Source organism: Paraburkholderia sp. GAS38, from assembly GCF_050434965.1.
GTDB lineage: Bacteria > Pseudomonadota > Gammaproteobacteria > Burkholderiales > Burkholderiaceae > Paraburkholderia > Paraburkholderia phenazinium_A.
Window position 1 is genome coordinate 787,617 of the sequence record NZ_JBNDJO010000001.1, and the last position, 20,802, is coordinate 808,418.

Consider the following 20,802-nt stretch of genomic DNA (forward strand, 5'->3'; position numbering starts at 1 on the left):
GAAGTCCGTCACCTTGTTCAAGGAGTCGTCATGGAAAACGTAGGGAAAGTCGGTCTGTTCGGCGCCGCCGGGGCAATCGGCCAAAGCATTGCTCACGCGCTGGGCGCCGCCGGGCGGGACTACCGGGTCATCGGGCGCTCGCGTGGTTCGCTCGAAGCGGCTTTCGGCCAGGATCCGCGTGCGGAGATCGTCACGTGGAACCCGGACGATCCGGCGTCCGTCGTCGCTGCGGCCCAAGGCCTGCAAACGGCCATATATCTGGTGGGCGTGCCCTACAACCAGTTCGAGACGCACCCGCCGCTGATGGAGAAGACGCTGGCCGGCCTGCGCGCGGCAGGTGTCGAGCGCCTGATCCTGATCGGCACGGTCTATCCGTACGGCCGCGCGCGCAGCCAACCGGTGACGGAAAATCATCCCCGTGAACCGCACACGTTCAAAGGCCAGATGCGGCTCGCCCAGGAGAATCTGGTGCTCGACGCGCACGGCCATCATGGACTCTCGACGCTCGTGTTGCGCCTGCCCGACTTTTACGGCCCAGGCGTCGAGCGCAGCTTTGTGAACGGCGTGTTCGAAAGCGCGGCGCGCGGCACGCGGGCGCAGATGGTCGGCCCGATCGACGTGCCGCATGAGTTCGTGTTCGTACCGGATGTCGGACCGGTCGTCGAGACCCTCACGCGCACGCCCGAGGCCTATGGCCGTTGGCTGCACCTCGCCGGCGCCGGTACGATCACGCAGCGTGAGATCGCCGCCAAAGCCTATGCGCTGGCCGGACGCGAACCCAGACTGATGGTTGCCGGCAAGCCGATGCTGCGCGTACTCGGCCTGTTCAATCCGATCATGCGGGAAATGGTGGAGATGAATTACCTGATGAGCGAGCCGCTCATCCTCGACGACAGTGCGTTGCAGGCGCTGATTGGGCCGATCAGGAAGACCTCGTATGACGAGGGTATCCGCCTTGCTTTTGCCGCTGCGCAGGACGCGGCGAAAGTGGCGGCGTGAGGTGGCTCATAAGGTGACGCACGGGGTGGCACATGAGATGGCGGCATGCAGTTGCGGCACGATGGGACACAGCGCGGCACGCACCCTCCTTCGCTACGCAGCGCCCTTTGCCTAGCCGCTACAGGCCAGCCACATTGCCTGGCGGAAAATGCCCGCTCTTCAGCAGCACGGGAGTGCCGTTGCTGATCTGCAGATGCTCGCGCGCCACCTCTTCGATACGTCCACGCCCCGCGTCGAAGGCCCGCATCCAGCCTTCGCGGTCTTCGGAGCATGCGCCGAAATGGTCTTCGAGCGCTTCCACCGAAATCGCGCACGGCACGGCCTCGCCGTCTACCAGCGCGCGGAACACGACTGTCAGGTTGGAATCGCGGTAAGCGGGCGCGTCCGCGGGAAACCGAATTTCCATGGTCGCCTCATCAGAAGAATCCGTCAGGAAATCAGACGCCGGAACCACAGGCCCGGCGAAATCGGACTTCGCACTTATGGTACTCGCCGGACTGCACCGCGGTCCACCCTCGGACGTGCTCGACCAGGAGCCCGGGTGCAATCGGACCACTGCGTGCGTCCAACAGGTATAAGTCGCATCTGGCGACAATAAGTTCTCAGTGAAAAAAAGCCTTGCGCCGCACTTGCGCGACGCGACACGGTCGAACCCGGTACGCGGCACGATATGTGCGTGGGACCTAATCGATCCGGGAGTCCGCAATATGGGAAAATATTTTTTAGAGCAAACTGAAATCGCCGAGCCCGATGCGGCCAACACATGGTTCGCCTATGCCGGCAACCATGGCATCGAGATTCCAAAGGCCATCAGCATCTGGGAAGATGCGGCCACTGAAAGCGGGGCCGAGAGCCGCCGCATGGTCAGAAGCGCGGGCATTACGATCGACCCGGAGCTCGACTGAGCCGCGCCGTAGCGCCTCCGGTCGCCACTCGCGCTGCTCGCGCTCCGGCCGCGCGGCGTTTGCAACGCCGTCGCTTTCGCCATTCGTCTAGCCATCCGTTTAAAGAGGACACACCATGAAGCAACTTACGCGGCGCTTTCGCCCGTCCGGCCAGTGCCCTGCCACCGAGGCAGCGCACGGCGCGAGCCGCAGCGCGTGGGCGCGTATCGGCGCCCTGCCCGTTGCGCTGCTGGCCGCCGTCGCCTTGAGCGCGTGTGCGTCGTCGAATACGACCTCGCTGATCAACCTGCCGAACGGCCAGACCGGCTTTGCGGTGAACTGCAGCGGCGCGGACGCCGCGTCGAGCTGGGCGTCCTGCTATGTCCAGGCGGGGCAAGCCTGCGGCGCCACCGGCTACGACATCATTTCAAAAGACAACGATGAAGGCGGCGCCGCCGGCGGCAGCGTTACCAACGTCGTATCGGCCAACGTGAAAAACCGTTCGATGATCGTCCGCTGCAAGTAACGCGCAACGCCTCAATGCGCCTGCATCTTCGAGAACAGGTTGAGCACGACGACACCTGAGATGATCAGCCCGAGTCCGATGATGGCCGGCAAATCGGGCACCTGCCGATACAGCACCAGGGCAACGAGACTGATCAGAACGATGCCGGCACCCGACCAGATCGCATAGACTATCCCGACTGGAATGGTCTTGAGCGTCAACGACAGACAGTAGAACGCCACGCCGTAGCCGAGCACGACCACCGCCGCAGGCAACCAGCGTGAGAAGCCTTCCGACGCACGCAGCGCGGAGGTGGCAATCACCTCGGCGACGATGGCGATGGCGAGCAGCGCATAAGGAGGCACGCGCATGAGTTCAGGCCTTTGCAAGCGCGAGCTTGCTGTAGTCCTGACCGAGGTGCGCGCACAGCGCCTCCACGACGAGCTCGTGATCGGCGCGCTGCGGCAGGCCGGACACCGTCACCGAACCGATCACACCCGCGCCCGCCACCGTCAATGGAAACGCGCCGCCATGCGAGGCGTATTCGCCGAGCGGCAAGCCGTGCTTTTCGGCGAGCGTGCTGCCCGCCTGCTGCATGCGCAAACCGAGCGCGTATGAGCTGCGGCGGAAATGCGCCACCACGTTGCCCTTGCGGCGTGCCCAGTCGACATTGTCCGGCGTGGCGCCCGCGAGCAGGCTGAAGAACAGCGGCTGGCCGAAGGTGCGGATGTCGATGGCGAGCGCGAGTCCGCGCGCTTGCGCAACCTCGTGCAGATACGCGCCGAGTTGCCATGCGCGATCGGCATCGAAATGGGGGAACACCAGGGCGTTTTCCTGAGCGGCAATCGACTGCAGATCTTGAACGATGTCCATGGGCGGAAGAAGAACGAGAGAGGGATGCGTCGCCGCAACCTGGCGGATATCAATGCCGGGTGTTGGATAGACACGGCGTAGCGACGCAGATGGAAAACGGATTCTAGCGCAGCGGTCCTGATGACTCGCTTCGAGATCCGCACAACATCAGTGGCAATACGACATCGAGACCCTTCGCCCTCATGGCTGCACACAACGCGGCGCGTACGTATCAGCAACGCGCTCGCCGCCATGTTGAAGTCTGTTCTTAAAAAGGTATTGCGCGGGTATGCGGTTTGTCCTATAATCTTTTCTTCGACGGACGCGGGGTGGAGCAGTCTGGCAGCTCGTCGGGCTCATAACCCGAAGGTCGTAGGTTCAAATCCTACCCCCGCAACCAAGCAGCTAATCGTATCGCGTACGCATCGAATAGCTAACGTCGAAAACATCAAGGGCTTGCCTAACCGGCAGGCCTTTTTTGTTTGTGCGCTTTGTGCGTTTCGTTCGCGGCCTCGCTAAAAATTCTCTGTCACCGAACACAGCGCAACGACCCCGGCCGCACTCAGAAGCAAACGGTTACCCGACAGCAGTGCGTGCAGCAACGGATCCGAAAACAGCGATACGGCCAGCGCGCACAGCGGGAAAAGACAGAGGCCGCTGAAAAAGTCCGCAGCAGTGGACGAGCAGAAAAGCGCCCGCATGGGATGCACCCGCCTCGCGGAACGCCGCACCGGCATACGCCGGCGTTTGACATAGCGCGCCCACGACCACGCAACGGCCGTCACGTAGGAAAAGTCATCAATCCAACCTCCATCAATCTGTAGTCCGAATAAAGACATGCCAACCTGAAGCGACATGCTCAGACGAGCGTAAATACTCTGAGCGACCCCACCCCTGCTCCGATCACGACGCCGATGGTTTGCATGTCAACCGACCGGTCGATCCAGCCGAAGAACTTGCTGACCGCGAGCCCGCCCATGACCCCGCAGGCGACGATAAACCGAACCCGCTCGGAGCGTTGTTTGTTGCGCATCATGCCCTCCTCCTACCGCATTGAAAATGCCCTTGTCAGGGCGTCCAAACTGAATAGCAATCCTAATGCAATCACCAGCCCTTTGCTAAGCGATTTTTTCCACACTAGCCATCCGGCCAGGGCCGCCGGCGCGGCTTCCCGCTCCGATTTCGCGCCCTCGCCAGGCACCGCCATCTTGATAATTCGCCCTGGTGATAAACTCCTGTTACCACTCTTCGTCCCCTTCCTATGAAATTCTGTTCTGTCTGCGGTCACCCGGTCAGCCTGAGCATTCCGCCGGGCGACAATCGCGAGCGCTTCGTCTGCGCCAGTTGCGGTACCGTGCACTATCAGAATCCGCGCAACGTGGTGGGCACCATCCCGGTGTGGGACGACAAGGTGCTGCTGTGCCGTCGCGCCATCGAACCGCGCTACGGCTACTGGACCTTGCCCGCCGGCTTCATGGAAATGGGCGAGACCACCTCCGAAGGCGCCTCCCGCGAAACCCTCGAGGAAGCCGGTGCGCGCGTCGAGGTGCAGAGCCTGTTCTCGCTGCTCAACGTGCCGCACGTGCATCAGGTGCATCTGTTCTACCTCGCGCGGCTGCTCGATCTCGACGTCGACGCCGGTGAGGAAAGCCTCGAAGTGAAGCTGTTCGAGGAACACGAGATTCCGTGGGACGACATCGCCTTTCCGACCGTCGGCCAGACGCTGCGCTTCTTCTTTGCCGACCGCCAATCCGGCAGCTACGGCCTGCATACCGGCGACATCTTCCGCTCGCTGCGCGAAGGCTGAGCGGCGCACGCATGGTTCCCTGGCTCGGACCCGACGATCCGTTCCCCGCCGTCGAGCGCGCGCTCGGCGCGTCGAGCGGCGCGCCGGGACTGCTCGCCGCCAGCGCCGACCTGCTGCCGTCGCGCCTCATCGACGCCTACCGGCGCGGCATTTTCCCCTGGTACTCCGACGGCCAGCCGGTGCTCTGGTGGAGCCCCGATCCGCGCATGATCCTGCGTCCGGCTGAATTCAAGGTCTCGCCTTCGCTGCGCAAGACGCTCAAGCGCGTGCTGCGCGACGATGCGTGGGAAATCCGCGTCGACCACGACTTCGCCGCCGTGATGCGCGCCTGCGCGCAGGCGCCACGGCGCGGGCAGCGCGGCACCTGGATCACCGCCGATGTGGTGGAAGCCTATTCGTCGCTGCATCGCGCGGGCGAAGCGCACAGCATCGAAACCTGGTTCGAGGGCGAGCGCGTAGGCGGTCTGTATGGCGTGTCGTTCGGCCGGATGTTCTTCGGCGAATCGATGTTCGCCGAGGTGACCGATGCGTCGAAAATGGCGCTCTCCGCGCTCGTCGGACACTTGCGACGTCACAAAATAGAAATGATAGACTGCCAGCAGAACACGTCGCATCTGGCGTCGCTGGGCGGTCGCGAGATAGCGCGCAAGGCGTTCATCGCGCATGTCCGCGCGTCTGTCGATGCCGCGCCCATCCCCTGGCGTTTCGACAAGACGGTCCTGCTCGATGTCGTCGCGCCCGCGGCGTAACGTGCCAAGCCGGGCCCGCTGCCGAGACTGCGGCGGGTGTGAAATACCAGAGACGCTTCGAGAGCTGCCAACGTGACGCACCCCAACGAGCTGCCGCTTTCACCCCTTTCCGCGCTGCAATTCTATGCAACGGCGCCGTACCCCTGCAGCTATCTGGAGGGGCGCGTGGCACGCTCGCAGGTCGCCACGCCCAGCCATCTGATCAACTCCGATGTTTACACCGACCTTGTCAAGGCGGGCTTCCGGCGCTCGGGCGTGTTCACCTACCGCCCCTATTGCGACGGCTGCCGCGCGTGCGTGCCGGTGCGCGTGCCGGTGGACCGGTTCGAGCCGAACCGCACGCAGCGCAAAGTGTGGAAAAAACATGGCGGCCTCATCGCCACGGTCGCCCCGCTGCATTACGACGAAGAACACTATGCGCTTTACATGCGCTATCAGTCGGCGCGGCACGCGGGCGGCGGCATGGACCGCGACAGCCGCGACCAGTACGAGCAGTTCCTGCTGCAAAGCCGGATCAACTCGCGGCTCGTCGAATTCCGCGAGCCGCTGGCCGGATATCCCGATGCGCCAGGCATCTTGCGCATGATCAGCATGATCGACATCCTCGGCGACGGGTTGTCCTCGGTCTATACCTTCTTCGAGCCGGAGCTGCCGCACAGCAGTTTCGGCACCTACAACATCTACTGGCAGATCGAGCAGGCGCGCAGCCTGCGCCTGCCCTACGTGTATCTGGGCTACTGGATCCGCGAGAGCCAGAAGATGGCGTACAAGGCCAATTTCCGGCCGCTCGAAGGCCTCGTCGACGGCGCCTGGAAAACGCTCGATCCGCATAGCCTCGAGCTGGCGCCGGTCGACGCCGCCATCCAGGGCCGGCGCGGCCCGATACGGTTGTGACGCCGGCGGCGCGGCGCTGAGGCAAGCACCAGCGTCCACGATCGCCCCCATCGCGTCCTACGCACCCTGCCGTCCCGTCAAAGCCGGTAAAATGGCGGGTTCCCATTTTTAGCCGCCCGGCTCCGCCCTGTGTTCAGTTCCCTCTATCCGCTCGTACGCGCCCAACTCTTTCGCATGGACGCGGAAGATGCTCACCATCTGACCTTGCGCCTGCTCGGCGCAGCCGGCCGCACCGGCATCGCCGGCACGCTCGCGCCGCGCGTGCCCGAGGCGCCACGCACCGTGATGGGGCTCACCTTCCGTAACCCGGTGGGCCTCGCCGCCGGGCTGGACAAGGACGGCGCGTGCATCGACGGGCTGGCGGCCCTCGGCTTCGGCTTTATTGAAGTGGGGACCGTCACGCCGCGCCCGCAGGCGGGCAATCCGCGGCCGCGCATGTTCCGGCTGCCGGAGGCAGGTGGCGTGATCAACCGGATGGGCTTCAACAACGCCGGGGTCGACCAGTTCGTGAAGAACGTGCAGGCCGCGCGCTATCGCGGCACGCTGGGCCTGAACATCGGCAAGAACGCCGACACGCCGATCGAGCGCGCCGCCGAAGACTACCTGTACTGCCTCGAACGCGTGTATCCGTTTGCGAGCTACGTGACGGTCAACATCTCCTCGCCGAACACGAAGAACCTGCGCCAGTTGCAGGGCGCGGGCGAACTCGATGCCCTGCTCGCCGCCTTGAAGGACAAGCAGCAGCGCCTCGCCGACCTGCACGGCAAGCTGGTGCCGCTCGCGCTGAAGATCGCCCCGGACCTCGACGACGAGCAGATCAAGTCGATCGCCGACACGCTGCTGCGGCACCGCTTCGAAGGCGTGATCGCCACCAATACGACGCTCTCGCGCACCGCGGTGACGGGCCTGCCGCACGCTGACGAAGCCGGTGGCCTGTCGGGCAAGCCGGTGTTCGACGCGTCCAATGAAGTGATCCGCAAGCTGCGCGCCGAGGTCGGCGAGACGGTGCCGATCATCGGCGTCGGCGGCATCTTCTCGGGCGCGGACGCACGCGCCAAACTCGCAGCCGGCGCGGCGCTGGTGCAGCTCTACACGGGCTTTATCTACCGCGGCCCCTCGCTGGTGGCAGAATGCGCACAGGCGCTGGCTTAAACTGAGACACTGCCGGCGCGCGGGCTGAAGCGCGGGCTGAAGCACCAACAGGCCAAGGGTCCGACCAGGTTATATAGGCATAAACAAACAGTATTTAAGTGCCGATAGTCTGCTTTGTTATCCTTTCCGCTGTTCAAACCGCCCTCCTGGGCAACAAGCATGAATAAGGGAACACGATGAAGTTTGGCTTGCTGAAAAACATTCTGGTGGCCGGCCTGATTGGCGCCTCGTTCACCGCCGCGACGGCCCACGCGGACGACCTGCTCGACCAGGTCAAGCAACGCGGCACGCTGCGCATCGGCCTCGAAGGCACGTTCCCGCCGTTCGATTCGAAGGCGCCGTCGGGTGAGCTGGTCGGTTTCGACGTGGACATCGCCAAGGCCGTCGCCGCGAAACTCGGCGTGAAGCCCGAGTTTGTGACGACGGAATGGAGCGGCATCATCGCCGGCCTGCAGGCCGGCAAGTTCGATGTGATCGTCAACCAGGTCGGCATCACCGACGCCCGCAAGCAGGTGCTCGATTTCTCGCCCGGCTACACGTTTTCGGCTGCGCAGCTGATCCAGCGTAAGGACGACACGCGCCAGTTCAAGTCGCTGGACGATCTGAAGGGCAAGAAGCTCGGCGTCGGTCTGGGCACGAACTACATGGACATGGCGAAGTCGGTGCCGGGCATCGATGTGAAGACCTATCCGGGCGCGCCCGAGTATCTGGCCGATCTGGCCGCCGGCCGTCTCGACGCCGCGCTGAATGACCGCCTGATGCTCGCCTACCTGCTGAAGACCTCGCCGCTGCCGCTGCGCACGGGTGCGATGGTCGGCGCGGGCACGCCGTCGGGCATTCCGTTCAAGAAGGGTAATCCGAAGTTCGCCAAGGCGATCGACGAGGCAATGACCCAGCTCGAAGCGGACGGCACCTTCGCGAAGATCTCCGACAAGTGGTTCGGCATCGACGTGACCAAGCCCGTCACGAACTGAAGCTGACTGCGCCGGTAGAAAACCCCCACGCGGGACACAAGGCGGCATCCTGGCGATGCCGCCTTTTTCTTTGCAGCAACGCCCATGCGCCCCGCCCTGGTGAGCGCGCGTATACGTCTGCGCCCCATCACCCGTTTATGATGTGCGCTTTGTTGCACACAACACTCACCGCCCATGTCCACCACTTCCCTGCTCGTCCAATCGCTCCCGGTGCTCGCTCAGGGCGCCGTCCTGACGGTCAAGTTCGCGGTTCTGTCGATGATCTTCGGGTTGCTGGCCGCCAGCGTGCTCGCCGTGATGGGGATCAGCCACAACCGGGGATTGAACTGGATCGCGCGGATCTATGTGAGCCTGATGCGCGGCACGCCGCTGCTGGTGCAGATCTTCGTGATCTACTACGGCCTGCCGAGCCTCGGCGTCTCGCTCGATCCGACTCCGGCGGGCGTGATCGCGCTATCGGCCAATGTGGCCGCGTATCTGTCCGAGAGCATGCGCGGCGCGATCCTCGGCATTCCGAGCGGCCAGTGGCTGGCGTCGTATAGCCTCGGCCTGTCGCGGCGCCAGACCCTGCGCTATGTGATTGCGCCGCAGGCGCTGCGCATTGCCGTGCCGAGCCTGTCGAACAGTCTGATCAGCCTGATCAAGGACACCTCGCTGGTCTCGGTGATCACCGTGACCGAGTTGCTGAGAAGCGCGCAGGAAGTGATCGCTTCGACCTATCAGCCGTTGCCGCTGTACCTCGCGGCGGCCGCGATCTATTGGGTGCTCTGCCAGGTGCTGGAATGGGTGCAGCACTGGTATGAGCAGCGTCTCGCGCTGCCCACACGGCATTGAATCGGCAGGGGCGCTTGCGCGGGGCTTAAGCTGCTCAGGCCGCGCAGCCGCCGGTATCACCCGGCGTCAAGTTGACTGTGGCTGCCCCGCTCAGACGCTCAACGCGCAGCGAGCGGCGGCGGCGTATCGAGCCGCGCACCGAAGCGGCTAAAGCGCGGCTCATAGTAATGATCGGGGTCGAGCGAGAACGCCACGCGGCGCGTGCGGCCCATCAATTCCCCACGCGGGAAAAAGCCGAAGTAACGCGAGTCCGCGCTGTTGTCGCGATTGTCTCCGAGCATCAGGTATTGGCCCGGCGGCACGATCACCGGCCCAAACGAATTGCGCGGGCTCGGCGACTCGGGCGAGAGCCGCACCGTATGCACCACGCCGTCGAAACGCTCGGTCAGATAGTCGGCCGGCGACGTCGCATCGCCCGGCAGCGGCCCGAACTTCAGCGGCTGGTAGGCAGCGCGCACGCCGTTCACATACAGCACGTTGTCGCGCATCGCCACGCTGTCGCCGGGCAGGCCGATCAGCCGCTTGACGAGCAGTTCATGCGCGGCCGACGACTCGATCGTCACGATGTCGCCGCGCTGCGGATCGTGCAAATGTGCGATGGCGATATGCGTGAGCGGCACGCGCAGATCGTAGGCCATCTTGTCGACGAAAATGCGGTCGCCTTCGCGAATGGTGGGCAGCATCGAGCCGCTCGGCACCACGTTCCAGTCGGCGATCGCGCTGCGGAACAGCACCATCAGAACGAGAAAGGCGACGAGACTTTTGTTGTCGCGCCACAGTTTTCCAAGCATGCGCATCGAGGACAGCTCCTGCGGAAGGTAATCGAAAGCTTTGGCGGCACCTCTGCGCCGCGCCGACGCAAACGCGCCGACGCAAATCGTACCACCGCGGCTTGCAGTCAACGTGACGACATAGGGACGCGCATGCCCACGCACCCGCACGCTCGCGCCGCCGCGGCGTCACCCACTGCCCCTCATTGCCCCTCACTCGCCCGCGAACCGCAGCCCAAGCGCGGCGCGCGCCGCATCGGCCATTGCGATCATCTGCAAGGATTTGGCGTGCGGCATCACCGGGCTCTCCAGTTGCCCCGCGCGGATCAGCTCGCAGAAATGCGCGGTCTCGTAGTTGAGGCCGCCGCCTTCGAACGGCACATCCAGTTCGACGACGCGGCCATCGCCATAACGGATCGTCGCGCGCGCCGGGTTCCACCAGTTCTCGTGAATCGTCACGTGGCCGCCGGGCGCGAGCAGCAGCGCGTCGCCCTTGCCGTACAGATCGAGTCCGCAGAACAGTTGCGCGATGCCGCGCTCGTGCTGGCTATTGAGGCTCGCGAAGGTATCGACGCCGGTCGCGCCGAGCCGCCCCAGCGTCTGCACTTCGAGCGGCGCGCCGAGCCAGTCGACGGCGAGAAACATCTCGTAGATGCCGATATCGAGCAACGCCCCGCCGGCGTGCTCGAAGGAAAACGAAGGATGGTCGGGCGGCACGTTCGCCGCCGAACAACCGGCCCGCACGAGACCGATCTCGCCGATCGGGTCGGCAGCGAGATGGGCGCGCAGCGCCTCGTAGAGCGGATAGAACGGCGGCTTCATCGCTTCCATGAAGAGCCGCTGTGCCTGGCGGGCCGCCGCGAGCACACGTTCTAGCTGCGCCGCGTTGATGGTGGCCGGCTTTTCGCACAGCACGTGCAGGCCCGCTTCGAGCGCGGCGATCGCGTAGTCGACGTGGCTATCCTGCAGCGTGGCGATGTAGAGCGCGTCGATGCCGCTGGCGAGCAGGGCTTCGAAGCTGGCGCACACGCTGCCGCCGTATTCTTCGGCGAAGGCTGCGGCGGGTTCGGGACGGCGCGACCAGAGCGCGGTGAGTTGTGCGGCCGGCACGTGCGCCAGACCTTGCGCGAAGCGGCGGGCAATGCGGCCGGTGCCGACGATGCCCCAGTGAATCACGGCGGTGTCGTTCATGACCCGTTCTCTCCCATCGATCCCGGCACGGGCAGGCCAATACGACCCGGCCCTACCGGTAGAAATCAAAAGGAAAAGACGATATCACGCAGACCACTGCCGCGGTGACGGTGACGAAGCAACACAGGCGCAGGGCGCACCGCTCGACATGCGAGAGCGCCGCGCAGCGCACGCGACGCAACGCGACGCGACTCAGACGCGAAGCCAACGCGCTCACGCGCGCGGGCTGCCTGCCGCGCGCAGCGCCGGCCAGCGCCAGGCGCCAAGCGTGCGCAGCATCGGCCGCTCCACATGCAGATGAAACAGGACCGCGGCCGCCACCGATACGCTGACGGCCACAGCCAGCGCGAACACCGCCCCCCCCAGGCCTCGCAGGCCGAGCACCATCATCAGCTTCATCACCACGCTGATGAGCGGATAGTGCAGCAGATACAGCGCATAGGAAGCGGCGCCCAGCACTTGCCATCCTGCGTGCGCGCCATGGACCGCGCCACGGTCCTCGGCTTTGACCACGCCGAAAATGATCAGCGCGCTGGCGAGGCCATACAGGCTGATCAGCGACTCCTGCCGTACCACGCCGGCGTCCATCAGACCCAGCGTGTGCAACGTAGCCGCGGCGACCAGGATGCTCACCCCGAGCATCAGCGACAGCCGGTCCGTCCACGGCCCCACGCGCCATCCGCCGCGCGCGACCGCAGCGGGCAGCGTAGCCGCCGCACCGCTCGCCACGGTCCTGCGGCATAGCCAGGCGGTCGCGCCGCCAAGCGCGAACAGCAGGATGCGGTAATCGGCGAAGAAGCCAAGCGGAAAACTGCAAACCGTCCGGCACGTGAAGAAATTGAAGACCCACAGCGCCGCGACCAGCAGACACGCACGCGGCGCGATGATAGCCAGCGCAACGAACAGATAAAACATCACCTCGAATTGCAGCGACCACGCCACGGTCAGAACCGGCGCTCCGGTCGCGGTGACACCCGGCGTGGCCGGATCCATCGGCACGAGCAGCAATGCCTTGAGCAGCGTCCATGGATCGCCTGGCACCGTCTGGCGCAATGCGGGCACGGCCAGCGCCGCGCAGCACACCACGGCGAAGATCGTCCAGTAGGTCGGATAGATGCGGATCGCCCGCTTGGCCAGATAGCTGCCGAGGCGCTTCGGCTGACCGATGTCCTTCGCGTGGATCCAGAAGATGATGAAGCCGCTCAGCACGAAGAAGAAGTCGACCCCGGCGGAGCCGCCGAAGATGAACGCATTGCCGAGCACAGACTCGCCGAAGTATTTGGGTTGGGAAATCGCGCCACGCGCATGATAGAAGACCACCATCAACGCGGCGAGTCCCCGGCAGGCCTGAAGCGATTTGTACATGGCGGACTCCCGCGAAGTTCTCGCGACACTGTCCGCGATGCAGCCCGCGTGGTCTGTACGCGGCGCCACACTGGCGCCGCGCACGGCGTGCCGCTCAGGTATGGCCGAGCGGCTCGATCGACAGCGCGTGACGGATCTCTTCCGCGGTAAAGTCGATCATCGCAATCGAGGCCGCTTCGGCCTCCTTCGGATCGCGCCGTTCAATCGCCTCGACGACGCGGCCATGCGTGCCGATCACAGCCTCCCAGCCGCCCTCGCGCCCCGCCACGATCGGATTGATCGCCGACAGCGCGCCACGAATGATCGTCGCCATCTGCTGGAAGAACTGGTTGCCGCTCGCCGAGACGATCCGCGTATGCAGCAGCTCGTCGGCGCCCTGGTAGCCGCTCTCGCCGGGCCGGCTCGAGCGGAACAGATCGAAGGCTTCGCGGATTCCCGCAATCTCGGCGGCCGTCCCGCGCGCGGCCGCCTGGGCGCAGGCGCGCGGCTCGATCAACGCACGGAACTCGATCACGTCGCGCAGAAAAACCGGATCGGGCTTCGCACGAAAACGCCAGCTCACCACGTCCTCATCGATCATCCGCCAGTCGCGCATGGGCCGGATACGCGTGCCGATCTTCGGCCTCACGTCGAGCATCTCACGCGCGAGCAGCATCGACAACGCCTCGCGCATGACCGTCCGGCTCACGTCGAACTCCTTGGACAGCACATCCTGCGGCGGCAGCACGGCGCCGTACTTCTCTTCGACGATACCCGTGACCAGCCCATCCATCACCTTGCTGACCAGTGATCGATCCTTGTTTCCCTGTTCCATGACACTCTCCCCGCTGCGGGTTTGTATCCCCCGCGTAGCCTGTTGATGAAACGGCCCTCTCGGTTTTTTTCTTTTGTTTTGTTGTATTAATCGATACGTTGCTAGCATAAAAACAGATGCGCCAGTTGGGAAACGTCCTAACAGGGTTATCCCTCTGAAGAATTGTTTCGTTCATGTAACGCACCTTGCAGCGACGCGCTGCAAGCTTGCGTGATAAGCGTGCGGGAGATGGAAAAGTTGCATCGTGCGAAGACGCACGCAAGCGCATCGATTGGCAAATCCACCACAGTTCGTGCGAGGCCTGCGCGAGCGGCGCGGTGGCCCGCTCAGGCGCGGCCCATGGCGACCGACGCATAGCGTCCGCCAAAAAACACCAGCGGCGCCTGCTCATCGAGTGAGAACACCAGCACCTCGCCGATAAAGAGCGTGTGGTCGCCGCACGGATGACGGTCCACCACGCGCGCGGCAAAGCGCGCCACCGCATGCTCGAGCAGCACCACGCCCGGCAACCCGTCGACTTCGGCGAAGCGCGGCGCAAACGCGGTCTGCGCGTCGCCGGCGAAATGGCGGCTATGCGACTCCTGCTCGTCCGAGAGCACGCTGACGCCGAAGTGCGCGTGATCCATCAGGCAGCGATGCATGCGCGCGCGGTGCCCGACCGACACCACGATCAGCGGCGGATTCAACGAGCCGGACATAAAGGCGTTGGCCGTCATCGCGTGCATGCTCTCGCCCGCGCCGGTCGAAATCACCACCACGCCGGTGGCGAAGCGGCCCAGCGCATGGCGAAAGCGCCGTTCGTCGAACGCGGATGGGGCATCGGCCACGCCCGCGCCGCCGGCGAGATCACTGACTTGAAGTGCCCGGGCATTCATCGGCGGTCCCCTGCATACGGCCGTATTGATCGTCGAAGCGCACGATGTCGTCTTCGCCGAGATAGCCACCCGATTGCACCTCGATGATTTCGAGCGGTGTCTTGCCCGGATTTTCGAGGCGGTGCGTGACGCCGAGCGGGATATAGGTCGACTCGTTCTCGGACAGCAGGAAGCTTTCCGCACCGCGCGTGACGCGCGCCGTGCCGCGCACCACCACCCAGTGCTCGGCGCGATGATGATGCATCTGCAGCGACAGACGCCCGCCCGGTTTGACGACAATGCGCTTGACCTGAAAGCGCTCGCCGCGGTCGATCGAATCGTAGTAGCCCCACGGCCGCTGCACCTTGCGATGCTCTTGCGCCTCGGCGCCGTGTTCGGCCTTGAGGCGTCCGACGATCGCCTTCACGTCCTGCACGCGATCCTTCGCGGCGACCAGCACGGCATCGGCCGTCTCGACCACCACGAGGCCCGTCACGCCGACACACGCCACCAGCCGGCCGCCCGAGTGCGCAAAGCTATCGGTGCTGCCTTCGAACATGACGCGGCCCCGCGCCACATTGCCGTCGTCATCCTTATCCGAGACCTGCCACACGGCATCCCATGCGCCCACATCGGACCAGCCCGCGACGAGCGGCACGACCACGCCGGCAAAACGCGGATCGGAGCCGAGGTGTTCCATCACCGCATAGTCGATCGAATCGGACGGGCAGCCCGCGAAGGCGGCCGCATCCAGATGAAGCGCGCCGCTGCTGTCCGACGCCGCGCGCGCGAAGGCATCGGCACACGCCGACGCCATCGCCGGCTGGTAATGCGCAATCGCCGCGAGCCATACCGAAGCGCGCACCACGAAGATGCCGCTGTTCCACCAGTACTCGCCGGACGCGACATAGTGTTCGGCCAGCTCGCTACCGGGCTTCTCCACGAAGCGCTCGATCGCACGCGAGCCGGCCTCGCCCAGCAGCGCACCAGTGCGAATGTAGCCATAGCCGGTTTCGGCGTGCTGCGGCGGAACGCCGAGCGCGACGATCGCGCCGCTTGCCGCATGTTCGACGGCATAGCCGAGCGCCGCGGCAAAGGCGGCCTGTCCGGCGATCAGATGGTCGGCCGGCATCACCATGAGCACCGGATCGTCGCCGTCGGGTGCTGCCGCACGCGCTGCCAGCGCGGCCACGGTGAGCGCAGGCGCGGTATTGCGCGAGGCCGGCTCGAGCACGATGCGGGCGTGCGGCGCGCAGTCGAGCAGGCGCTCCGCCGTCGGCAGGCGCAGATCCTCGCGGCACACCACCAGCGGCTCGAGTTGCACGAAGCGCCGCGCATCGAACACGTGGCTCACGCGCTGCACGGTGGCTTCGAGCAACGAGCGGTCGCCGAGCAGATCGACGAGCTGTTTGGGACTATGTTCTCGCGACAGCGGCCACAGCCGCGTGCCGGAACCTCCGGCCAGGATCACGGACTGGACCGTGCAACACACCTGTGCTTGCCGCACGTGGGCGGGCAGCATGACAGGCGAGGCAAAATCGTTCATGCGGGATTCCCCAATTGGTGCGGCAAGCCGGACCTGCGCAACGAAGCGCCGAGATCGCGCGGTCCACCGCGACAGAGGCATTGAAGCATCGCCGCAAACGCCGGTCTGTTCGTGCGACCACACTGGCTTCGCGCGATGCGGTCGCCGCACGCGGCGACACTGCGCTTACGGCGCATTGCCGAGCACGCCGCCCACCGGCGCGCCGCCTGGGCGCGCCGCGCCGTGATGCTCGGACGCGGCGGGCGACGCCACGCAGCGCTCGAGCAACCACGCCTGCGCATCGGCCATGGCCGCCTCGCGCGCCTCGCGGGTGAACAACGCATGATCCAGTGTCGGCAAAGTCAGCACCCGGACCCGCGAAAAGCGCCGCAGCGCGCGCAGCCTTGCGCCGAACTGGATCTTCAGTTCGTCGACCCCTAGATCGTATTCGCCGTACACGAGATGCACGTCGACGCCTTTTCTCTCGAGCTTCTGCAGCAGCCCAACCGCCTCGTTGCGCACGAGGGAGAGCCCGGTGACCTGCTCGATCCGCTCGGCCACGCGCAACAACACGCTGCGCGCGCCGCGTTGCGACAGGCCGCGCAACACCCGCAGCAGCGAGGTTTCGCCGCGCAGCACACGCTTCCATTTGTCGAGCCGCAGCGCCGAGCGCCGCAAGACTCGCGACGAGGCGAGACCGGCCGTGCCGGGCGAGCGCGCTTCGCCATCCCAGATGAACTTCTGCAGATTCACGCCGAAACAGGCGGTCATCTGGGGATGGTGCGCACAGGCATGCAAGCCGACGAACGCCCCGCCGCAGACCCCGAACGTCACCACCTGGCGATGCCCCTGCGCGACCAGCCAGTCTGCGCCGGCCATGGCATCGGCGCAGGACTGCGGCGCGTAGATCGTATCGAGCGTGACGCTCTGCGCCGCCGGTGTGCTGTCGCCAAGGCCGCCCAGATCCATGCGCAGCGAGGCGATGCCAAGCGCGGCGAGCCGGCGAGCGAACAGGACGAAAATGCGGCCGTCGCCAATGTGATGACTGGCGCCGGTATTGATGAACAGCACGGCCGGCGCCTCGGCGCGCGGGGTATCGGGCTGGCAATGCACGCCGAAGTACGCACCGAAAACCACTGGACGCTCGACGGCTTGCGCCTCCGGCAAAGGCAGCAACGGTTGTTCGGGGTCCTCTTCTTCGCGGCCGGCGGCAGGCAGGGCCGCGTGGCTGGCCGTGTCATGCGCGTCATGCGTGTCGTACGATCCATGCGCGTCACATGCATCCCGCTTCGCCTCAGGCAGCGCGGCAAGCCATTCCGCAACCGCGGAAAACGCCTCGACCGGTTCCACGCTATAAAGCGCTTCGATGAGAAAACGATCGGCCTCGTCGAACGCACGCCGTTCAACGGCCACGCCATGCGCCGCGTAGTGATCCACAAGCGCACCGGCGCGCGCCCGGTCGCTGGCATCGAGCATCATCACGCGAGGCGCGGGCGCCGTGGTATCGCGGCGCAAGTCGATGGCCGCGAGTTGCGCGATGTCGTCGCCGTGCACGCCGAAGCCGAAGGCCTCGACATAGGCCGTACCCTCGGCAATGGGCTGTGCGTTGATGCCGTCGGGTGTGCTCAACCAGCTCTGGCGATGCGCCCGCAATTCGCGCAGATAGTTCTTCCCCGACAGCGCCGGCGAAAGAAGCACCAGCGACTCCACCTCACCGCTGCGTTGCGCCGCAAGTGCGGCAAGCGTGGCGCCGAGGCGCAGTCCGCACAGCGACACCCGTTCGACGCCCGTGCTGCTGCGCAGATAGCGGATCGCCGACGCGATGCTCGCGAGCCATGCATCGACCCGGCCACGCTCTTCTTCGCTGCCGGCCGAATCGCCGGTTCCCGGGTAGTCGAAGCGCAGCACCGGCATGCCCGCCGCGGCGAGCCGTTCCGCCAGCCGGCGCCAGCCCCGGTGGGTGCACAACGCGTCGTAGCCGAACGGATTGCAGAGCACCACGCCGTGGCGTCCTTCCCCCGCATGAAGCCAAGCCGCACAGCCGTCGAAGACGACAGGTCTCATGGTGATTCCTCGTGCGATCGCGACCCCGGAGCGAAGCGCGCCAGCAAGGCACGCGATCGCATCGGCATCGCCGCAACTCGATTTGGTATTTGCAAGCCTGTGTGTCAGGTGTTTGTTGGAATTTAATCAAACGCGCGTCCGCCTATCTGTACGGCCGCCCACACATTGCATCGCGGCCAGGTCTCACAATCGGGGCGATGACCACGCCTGCGGGCGCGTGCAGCGGCCCGGCAGGCGTTGCGCGAGCCGTCGTCCGCCGAATCACCCAGCACGAGTCCACTATGCCATTCAAGAGCCAGGGCGCTTCATTGCCTGAGACCGAAGCCAGCGTAGCGTCCGCCGACCTCGAAGGAGGCGCAGCGGCCGCGACGGCGCTGCCGGCCGCCCTGTTCCGGGACACCGGCGCGGACCGCCCGGCTCACCCGAAGCGGCCGGCGCACGGCGCGACCGCGCAGCCACGTCCGCAGCCGCATCTGCGGCCTCTGCATGCGCCGAAGTACCGGCGCGACATCGACGGCCTGCGCGCTATCGCGGTCCTCTCGGTGCTGGGCTTTCACGCGTTCCCGTCGCTCGTGCGCGGCGGTTTCATCGGCGTGGACATCTTCTTCGTCATCTCGGGCTTCCTGATCAGCACGATCATTTTCGAAAGCCTCGAAGAAAACCGCTTCAGCTACGCCGAGTTCTACATGCGGCGCATCAAGCGGATCTTCCCGGCGCTCGTGCTCGTACTGTTCGCGAGTCTCGCGTTCGGCTGGTACACGCTGATGCCCGACGAGTATCAGCAGCTCGGCAAGCATGTGTTTACCGGCGCCGGCTTCATTTCGAATATCGCGCTGTGGCGCGAGTCCGGTTACTTCGACAATACGGCCGCCACCAAACCGCTGCTGCATTTGTGGTCGCTCGGCATCGAAGAGCAGTTCTATATTTTCTGGCCCTTGCTGGTCAGCTTCGCATGGCGGCGCAAGCTCGGGTTTCTCGCGCTCATGGCGATCGTCGGCAGCGCGTCGTTCGCGGTCAATATGCTCACCGTCAAGGCCGATCCGACCGCCGCGTTCTATTCGCCGCTCTCGCGCGTGTGGGAACTGATGATCGGCAGCGTGCTGGCCTACGTCCTGCTGCATCGGCCCGCGAGCCTGTCGAAACAGGGCAATCGCCTGTCGCTGGCGGGCCTCGCTGTCATCGCGGCGGCGCTGCTTCTGCTGGACAAGAACGACGCCTTTCCCGGCTGGCGCGCCCTGCTGCCGACCGTCGGCGCCTTCCTGATCATTGCCGCCGGGCCCGACGCGTGGCTCAACCGCAAACTGCTCGGCAACCGCCTCATGGTTGCGATCGGCCTGATCAGCTACCCGCTCTATCTCTGGCACTGGCCGCTGCTCTCGCTCGCCAATATCATCGACGTCGGCCTCGTCTCGAACGGCACGAAGCTGGCCCTGCTGGCGGCGAGCTTCGTCCTGGCGACGCTGACCTATCAACTGCTCGAACGTCCTCTGCGTGCCTGGAAAAACAACCCGCTGAAGATCGGCACGCTGTGCGCCGTGCTCGCGGCGCTGGCGGCAAGCGGCGCGCTCCTCTACGCGAAAGGCGGCGTGCCGTCGCGCCCGGTGGCGCAGAATGCCGGCATCGCTCAGGTTGCGCTCAACCTGTCGCTCAGACATCAGGTTCCCGAGGAACCCTGCCATCTCGCCAACGCGCAAGCGGACTCGTTTTGCAAGGCCTACAACAGCGCGGCCACGGGACCGCTGATGGTGGTGTGGGGCGACTCGCACGCGGGGGCATGGCTACCCGTTTTCGTCGCGATGGCGCAGGAGCGCAACTATCGCCTCATGCTGTTCTCGCATCTGGGTTGCCCGCCGCTGCTCGATACGCGGCGCAGCGACGGCGCGGAGAGCGGCAAGTTCTGCAGCCAGTTGGGGCTAGCCGAGCCGATCGTCGCTTCGCTTCACAGCCTCAAGCCCGCGGTGGTGTTTCTGGTGGCGCGCTGGAGCCTCTACAGCAACGGCTGGATCAGCGACGGCGAACTGCAGAAGGCCACCCATTTCGTGACCACCGATGCGCATGCGGACGCCACCCAGACCCGTTCGCGCGACGCCCTCGCCAGCCAGCTTCCGCTCACGGTCAAGGCGCTGCTCGAGAGCACGCCGCGGGTCGTGATCTTCCAGAATCCGCCCACGCTGAAGGGCTACCTGTTACCGCGCTCGTACGCGGACCCCGCGCGGGTCGAACCTGCCGCGGCCGCGGACCGGGCCGACCAGGCGTTCAACCGCGCGCTCGTCGAGCGCATGGGGGCAACGCCCGGCGTGAAGCTGTTCGACGCCACCCCGGCGTTGTGCGACGGCACGCTGTGCCATGCGGTGCTGAATGGCGTGCCGGTCTACGACGACGACAATCACGTCAGCGCCCAGGGGGCGCTCCTGTTCAAGCCGCAGCTTCTCGGCCTGCTGGCGTCGCCGGGGTGAGCGCCATGCCCAGGCGGCGCCGGCGCGGCGGACTGTGCCACTGGGTGCGGCCTCGCACAAACACGAGCGGCTCGCGCTGGCACTATCGCGGCTAACAGGGCGTCGCGTGGATG

Annotated in this window: 22 protein-coding genes and 1 tRNA gene; 11 read left to right on the forward strand and 12 right to left on the reverse strand. The window is 65.5% G+C overall.

The window, feature by feature from the left end; translation table 11 throughout:
* Nucleotides 1-30: 30 nt before the first annotated feature.
* A complete protein-coding gene (locus tag P3T42_RS03380; RefSeq protein ID WP_429305168.1) occupies nt 31-999 on the forward strand; it encodes an NAD-dependent epimerase/dehydratase family protein in 969 nt (322 codons plus the stop codon).
* Nucleotides 1,000-1,117: 118 nt separating this feature from the next.
* Here the strand turns inward: P3T42_RS03380 and P3T42_RS03385 are convergent, their stop codons facing one another.
* Nucleotides 1,118-1,405, reverse strand: a complete 288-nt coding sequence (locus P3T42_RS03385; RefSeq protein ID WP_074298330.1) for a DUF1488 domain-containing protein — start codon at nt 1,403-1,405, stop codon at nt 1,118-1,120.
* A 301-nt stretch (nt 1,406-1,706) separates the two neighbouring features.
* Between P3T42_RS03385 and P3T42_RS03390 the strand changes: the two genes are divergently transcribed.
* Together P3T42_RS03390 and P3T42_RS03395 are read left to right on the forward strand one after the other, a co-directional pair.
* The gene (locus P3T42_RS03390) at nt 1,707-1,904 is read left to right on the forward strand and encodes a hypothetical protein (protein WP_429305169.1); all 198 of its coding nucleotides are present in this window, start codon (nt 1,707-1,709) and stop codon (nt 1,902-1,904) included.
* Between the two features lie 115 nt (nt 1,905-2,019).
* Nucleotides 2,020-2,409 (forward strand): hypothetical protein, encoded by a 390-nt coding sequence (locus P3T42_RS03395; RefSeq protein ID WP_253190165.1) that lies wholly within the window; start codon nt 2,020-2,022, stop codon nt 2,407-2,409.
* Between the two features lie 11 nt (nt 2,410-2,420).
* Here P3T42_RS03395 and P3T42_RS03400 read toward each other — a convergent pair whose 3' ends face one another.
* Both P3T42_RS03400 and P3T42_RS03405 read right to left on the reverse strand, forming a co-directional pair.
* A complete protein-coding gene (locus P3T42_RS03400) occupies nt 2,421-2,753 on the reverse strand; it encodes a DMT family transporter (RefSeq protein ID WP_429305257.1) in 333 nt (110 codons plus the stop codon).
* A 10-nt stretch (nt 2,754-2,763) separates the two neighbouring features.
* Nucleotides 2,764-3,261 carry a heme-degrading domain-containing protein gene (locus P3T42_RS03405; RefSeq protein WP_074298324.1) on the reverse strand — a complete coding sequence of 166 codons (498 nt, stop codon included), beginning with the start codon at nt 3,259-3,261 and terminating at the stop codon, nt 2,764-2,766.
* A gap of 302 nt (nt 3,262-3,563) precedes the next feature.
* Here P3T42_RS03405 and P3T42_RS03410 point away from each other — a divergent pair.
* Nucleotides 3,564-3,640 (forward strand) — tRNA-Met (locus tag P3T42_RS03410).
* 115 nt (nt 3,641-3,755) lie between these two features.
* On the opposite strand, the gene P3T42_RS03415 is transcribed toward P3T42_RS03410, so the two are convergent.
* Both P3T42_RS03415 and P3T42_RS03420 read right to left on the reverse strand, forming a co-directional pair.
* Nucleotides 3,756-4,097, reverse strand: a complete 342-nt coding sequence (locus tag P3T42_RS03415) for a hypothetical protein (protein ID WP_143788405.1) — start codon at nt 4,095-4,097, stop codon at nt 3,756-3,758.
* Between the two features lie 2 nt (nt 4,098-4,099).
* Nucleotides 4,100-4,276 (reverse strand): hypothetical protein, encoded by a 177-nt coding sequence (locus tag P3T42_RS03420; protein WP_171991684.1) that lies wholly within the window; start codon nt 4,274-4,276, stop codon nt 4,100-4,102.
* A 225-nt stretch (nt 4,277-4,501) separates the two neighbouring features.
* On the opposite strand from P3T42_RS03420, the gene P3T42_RS03425 reads away from it, so the two are divergent.
* The 6 genes from P3T42_RS03425 (at nt 4,502) to P3T42_RS03450 (ending at nt 9,650) form a co-directional block, all read left to right on the forward strand.
* The gene (locus tag P3T42_RS03425; protein WP_429305170.1) at nt 4,502-5,047 is read left to right on the forward strand and encodes an NUDIX hydrolase; all 546 of its coding nucleotides are present in this window, start codon (nt 4,502-4,504) and stop codon (nt 5,045-5,047) included.
* 11 nt (nt 5,048-5,058) lie between these two features.
* Nucleotides 5,059-5,796, forward strand: a complete 738-nt coding sequence (gene aat, locus P3T42_RS03430; RefSeq protein WP_074298318.1) for a leucyl/phenylalanyl-tRNA--protein transferase — start codon at nt 5,059-5,061, stop codon at nt 5,794-5,796.
* 72 nt (nt 5,797-5,868) lie between these two features.
* Nucleotides 5,869-6,690 carry an arginyltransferase gene (locus P3T42_RS03435; protein WP_074298316.1) on the forward strand — a complete coding sequence of 274 codons (822 nt, stop codon included), beginning with the start codon at nt 5,869-5,871 and terminating at the stop codon, nt 6,688-6,690.
* Nucleotides 6,691-6,819: 129 nt separating this feature from the next.
* Nucleotides 6,820-7,842 (forward strand): quinone-dependent dihydroorotate dehydrogenase, encoded by a 1,023-nt coding sequence (locus tag P3T42_RS03440; RefSeq protein WP_429305171.1) that lies wholly within the window; start codon nt 6,820-6,822, stop codon nt 7,840-7,842.
* A gap of 176 nt (nt 7,843-8,018) precedes the next feature.
* Nucleotides 8,019-8,816: a cystine ABC transporter substrate-binding protein gene (locus P3T42_RS03445; RefSeq protein ID WP_074298311.1), complete on the forward strand. Its 798-nt coding sequence runs from the start codon at nt 8,019-8,021 to the stop codon at nt 8,814-8,816.
* Between the two features lie 174 nt (nt 8,817-8,990).
* On the forward strand, nt 8,991-9,650 hold the full coding sequence (locus P3T42_RS03450) for an amino acid ABC transporter permease (protein WP_074298309.1): 660 nt from the start codon (nt 8,991-8,993) through the stop codon (nt 9,648-9,650).
* A gap of 98 nt (nt 9,651-9,748) precedes the next feature.
* On the opposite strand, the gene lepB is transcribed toward P3T42_RS03450, so the two are convergent.
* The 7 genes from lepB to P3T42_RS03485 all read right to left on the reverse strand — a co-directional run bounded on the left by lepB (nt 9,749) and on the right by P3T42_RS03485 (nt 18,233).
* Nucleotides 9,749-10,447: a signal peptidase I gene (lepB, locus tag P3T42_RS03455; protein WP_074301585.1), complete on the reverse strand. Its 699-nt coding sequence runs from the start codon at nt 10,445-10,447 to the stop codon at nt 9,749-9,751.
* 186 nt (nt 10,448-10,633) lie between these two features.
* Nucleotides 10,634-11,611, reverse strand: coding sequence for a Gfo/Idh/MocA family protein (locus P3T42_RS03460; RefSeq protein WP_429305172.1), 978 nt, complete (start codon nt 11,609-11,611; stop codon nt 10,634-10,636).
* A gap of 213 nt (nt 11,612-11,824) precedes the next feature.
* Nucleotides 11,825-12,976 carry an acyltransferase family protein gene (locus tag P3T42_RS03465; protein WP_429305173.1) on the reverse strand — a complete coding sequence of 384 codons (1,152 nt, stop codon included), beginning with the start codon at nt 12,974-12,976 and terminating at the stop codon, nt 11,825-11,827.
* 94 nt (nt 12,977-13,070) lie between these two features.
* Nucleotides 13,071-13,790: a FadR/GntR family transcriptional regulator gene (locus tag P3T42_RS03470; protein WP_074298303.1), complete on the reverse strand. Its 720-nt coding sequence runs from the start codon at nt 13,788-13,790 to the stop codon at nt 13,071-13,073.
* Nucleotides 13,791-14,116: 326 nt separating this feature from the next.
* Nucleotides 14,117-14,665: a flavin reductase family protein gene (locus P3T42_RS03475; protein WP_074298301.1), complete on the reverse strand. Its 549-nt coding sequence runs from the start codon at nt 14,663-14,665 to the stop codon at nt 14,117-14,119.
* Entirely contained in the window at nt 14,637-16,190 is a 1,554-nt protein-coding gene (locus P3T42_RS03480; protein ID WP_429305174.1) for a mannose-1-phosphate guanylyltransferase/mannose-6-phosphate isomerase, read from the reverse strand. The genes P3T42_RS03475 and P3T42_RS03480 overlap by 29 nt, the downstream gene beginning before the upstream one ends.
* A 165-nt stretch (nt 16,191-16,355) precedes the next feature.
* Nucleotides 16,356-18,233 carry an alpha/beta hydrolase gene (locus P3T42_RS03485; protein ID WP_429305175.1) on the reverse strand — a complete coding sequence of 626 codons (1,878 nt, stop codon included), beginning with the start codon at nt 18,231-18,233 and terminating at the stop codon, nt 16,356-16,358.
* A 281-nt stretch (nt 18,234-18,514) separates the two neighbouring features.
* Between P3T42_RS03485 and P3T42_RS03490 the strand changes: the two genes are divergently transcribed.
* Nucleotides 18,515-20,689: an acyltransferase family protein gene (locus tag P3T42_RS03490; RefSeq protein WP_429305176.1), complete on the forward strand. Its 2,175-nt coding sequence runs from the start codon at nt 18,515-18,517 to the stop codon at nt 20,687-20,689.
* Nucleotides 20,690-20,802: the final 113 nt, after the last annotated feature.

What these genes read in the sequence shown, in the direction of transcription:
- P3T42_RS03380 (WP_429305168.1), top strand. Translation starts at nt 31, where the DNA reads ATGGAAAACGTAGGGAAAGTCGGTCTGTTCGGCGCCGCCGGGGCAATC.
- P3T42_RS03385 (WP_074298330.1), bottom strand. Translation starts at nt 1,405, where the DNA reads ATGGAAATTCGGTTTCCCGCGGACGCGCCCGCTTACCGCGATTCCAAC.
- P3T42_RS03390 (WP_429305169.1), top strand. Translation starts at nt 1,707, where the DNA reads ATGGGAAAATATTTTTTAGAGCAAACTGAAATCGCCGAGCCCGATGCG.
- P3T42_RS03395 (WP_253190165.1), top strand. Translation starts at nt 2,020, where the DNA reads ATGAAGCAACTTACGCGGCGCTTTCGCCCGTCCGGCCAGTGCCCTGCC.
- P3T42_RS03405 (WP_074298324.1), bottom strand. Translation starts at nt 3,261, where the DNA reads ATGGACATCGTTCAAGATCTGCAGTCGATTGCCGCTCAGGAAAACGCC.
- P3T42_RS03415 (WP_143788405.1), bottom strand. Translation starts at nt 4,097, where the DNA reads ATGTCGCTTCAGGTTGGCATGTCTTTATTCGGACTACAGATTGATGGA.
- P3T42_RS03420 (WP_171991684.1), bottom strand. Translation starts at nt 4,276, where the DNA reads ATGATGCGCAACAAACAACGCTCCGAGCGGGTTCGGTTTATCGTCGCC.
- P3T42_RS03425 (WP_429305170.1), top strand. Translation starts at nt 4,502, where the DNA reads ATGAAATTCTGTTCTGTCTGCGGTCACCCGGTCAGCCTGAGCATTCCG.
- aat (WP_074298318.1), top strand. Translation starts at nt 5,059, where the DNA reads ATGGTTCCCTGGCTCGGACCCGACGATCCGTTCCCCGCCGTCGAGCGC.
- P3T42_RS03445 (WP_074298311.1), top strand. Translation starts at nt 8,019, where the DNA reads ATGAAGTTTGGCTTGCTGAAAAACATTCTGGTGGCCGGCCTGATTGGC.
- P3T42_RS03450 (WP_074298309.1), top strand. Translation starts at nt 8,991, where the DNA reads ATGTCCACCACTTCCCTGCTCGTCCAATCGCTCCCGGTGCTCGCTCAG.
- lepB (WP_074301585.1), bottom strand. Translation starts at nt 10,447, where the DNA reads ATGCGCATGCTTGGAAAACTGTGGCGCGACAACAAAAGTCTCGTCGCC.
- P3T42_RS03460 (WP_429305172.1), bottom strand. Translation starts at nt 11,611, where the DNA reads ATGAACGACACCGCCGTGATTCACTGGGGCATCGTCGGCACCGGCCGC.
- P3T42_RS03465 (WP_429305173.1), bottom strand. Translation starts at nt 12,976, where the DNA reads ATGTACAAATCGCTTCAGGCCTGCCGGGGACTCGCCGCGTTGATGGTG.
- P3T42_RS03470 (WP_074298303.1), bottom strand. Translation starts at nt 13,790, where the DNA reads ATGGAACAGGGAAACAAGGATCGATCACTGGTCAGCAAGGTGATGGAT.
- P3T42_RS03475 (WP_074298301.1), bottom strand. Translation starts at nt 14,665, where the DNA reads ATGAATGCCCGGGCACTTCAAGTCAGTGATCTCGCCGGCGGCGCGGGC.
- P3T42_RS03480 (WP_429305174.1), bottom strand. Translation starts at nt 16,190, where the DNA reads ATGAACGATTTTGCCTCGCCTGTCATGCTGCCCGCCCACGTGCGGCAA.
- P3T42_RS03485 (WP_429305175.1), bottom strand. Translation starts at nt 18,233, where the DNA reads ATGAGACCTGTCGTCTTCGACGGCTGTGCGGCTTGGCTTCATGCGGGG.
- P3T42_RS03490 (WP_429305176.1), top strand. Translation starts at nt 18,515, where the DNA reads ATGCCATTCAAGAGCCAGGGCGCTTCATTGCCTGAGACCGAAGCCAGC.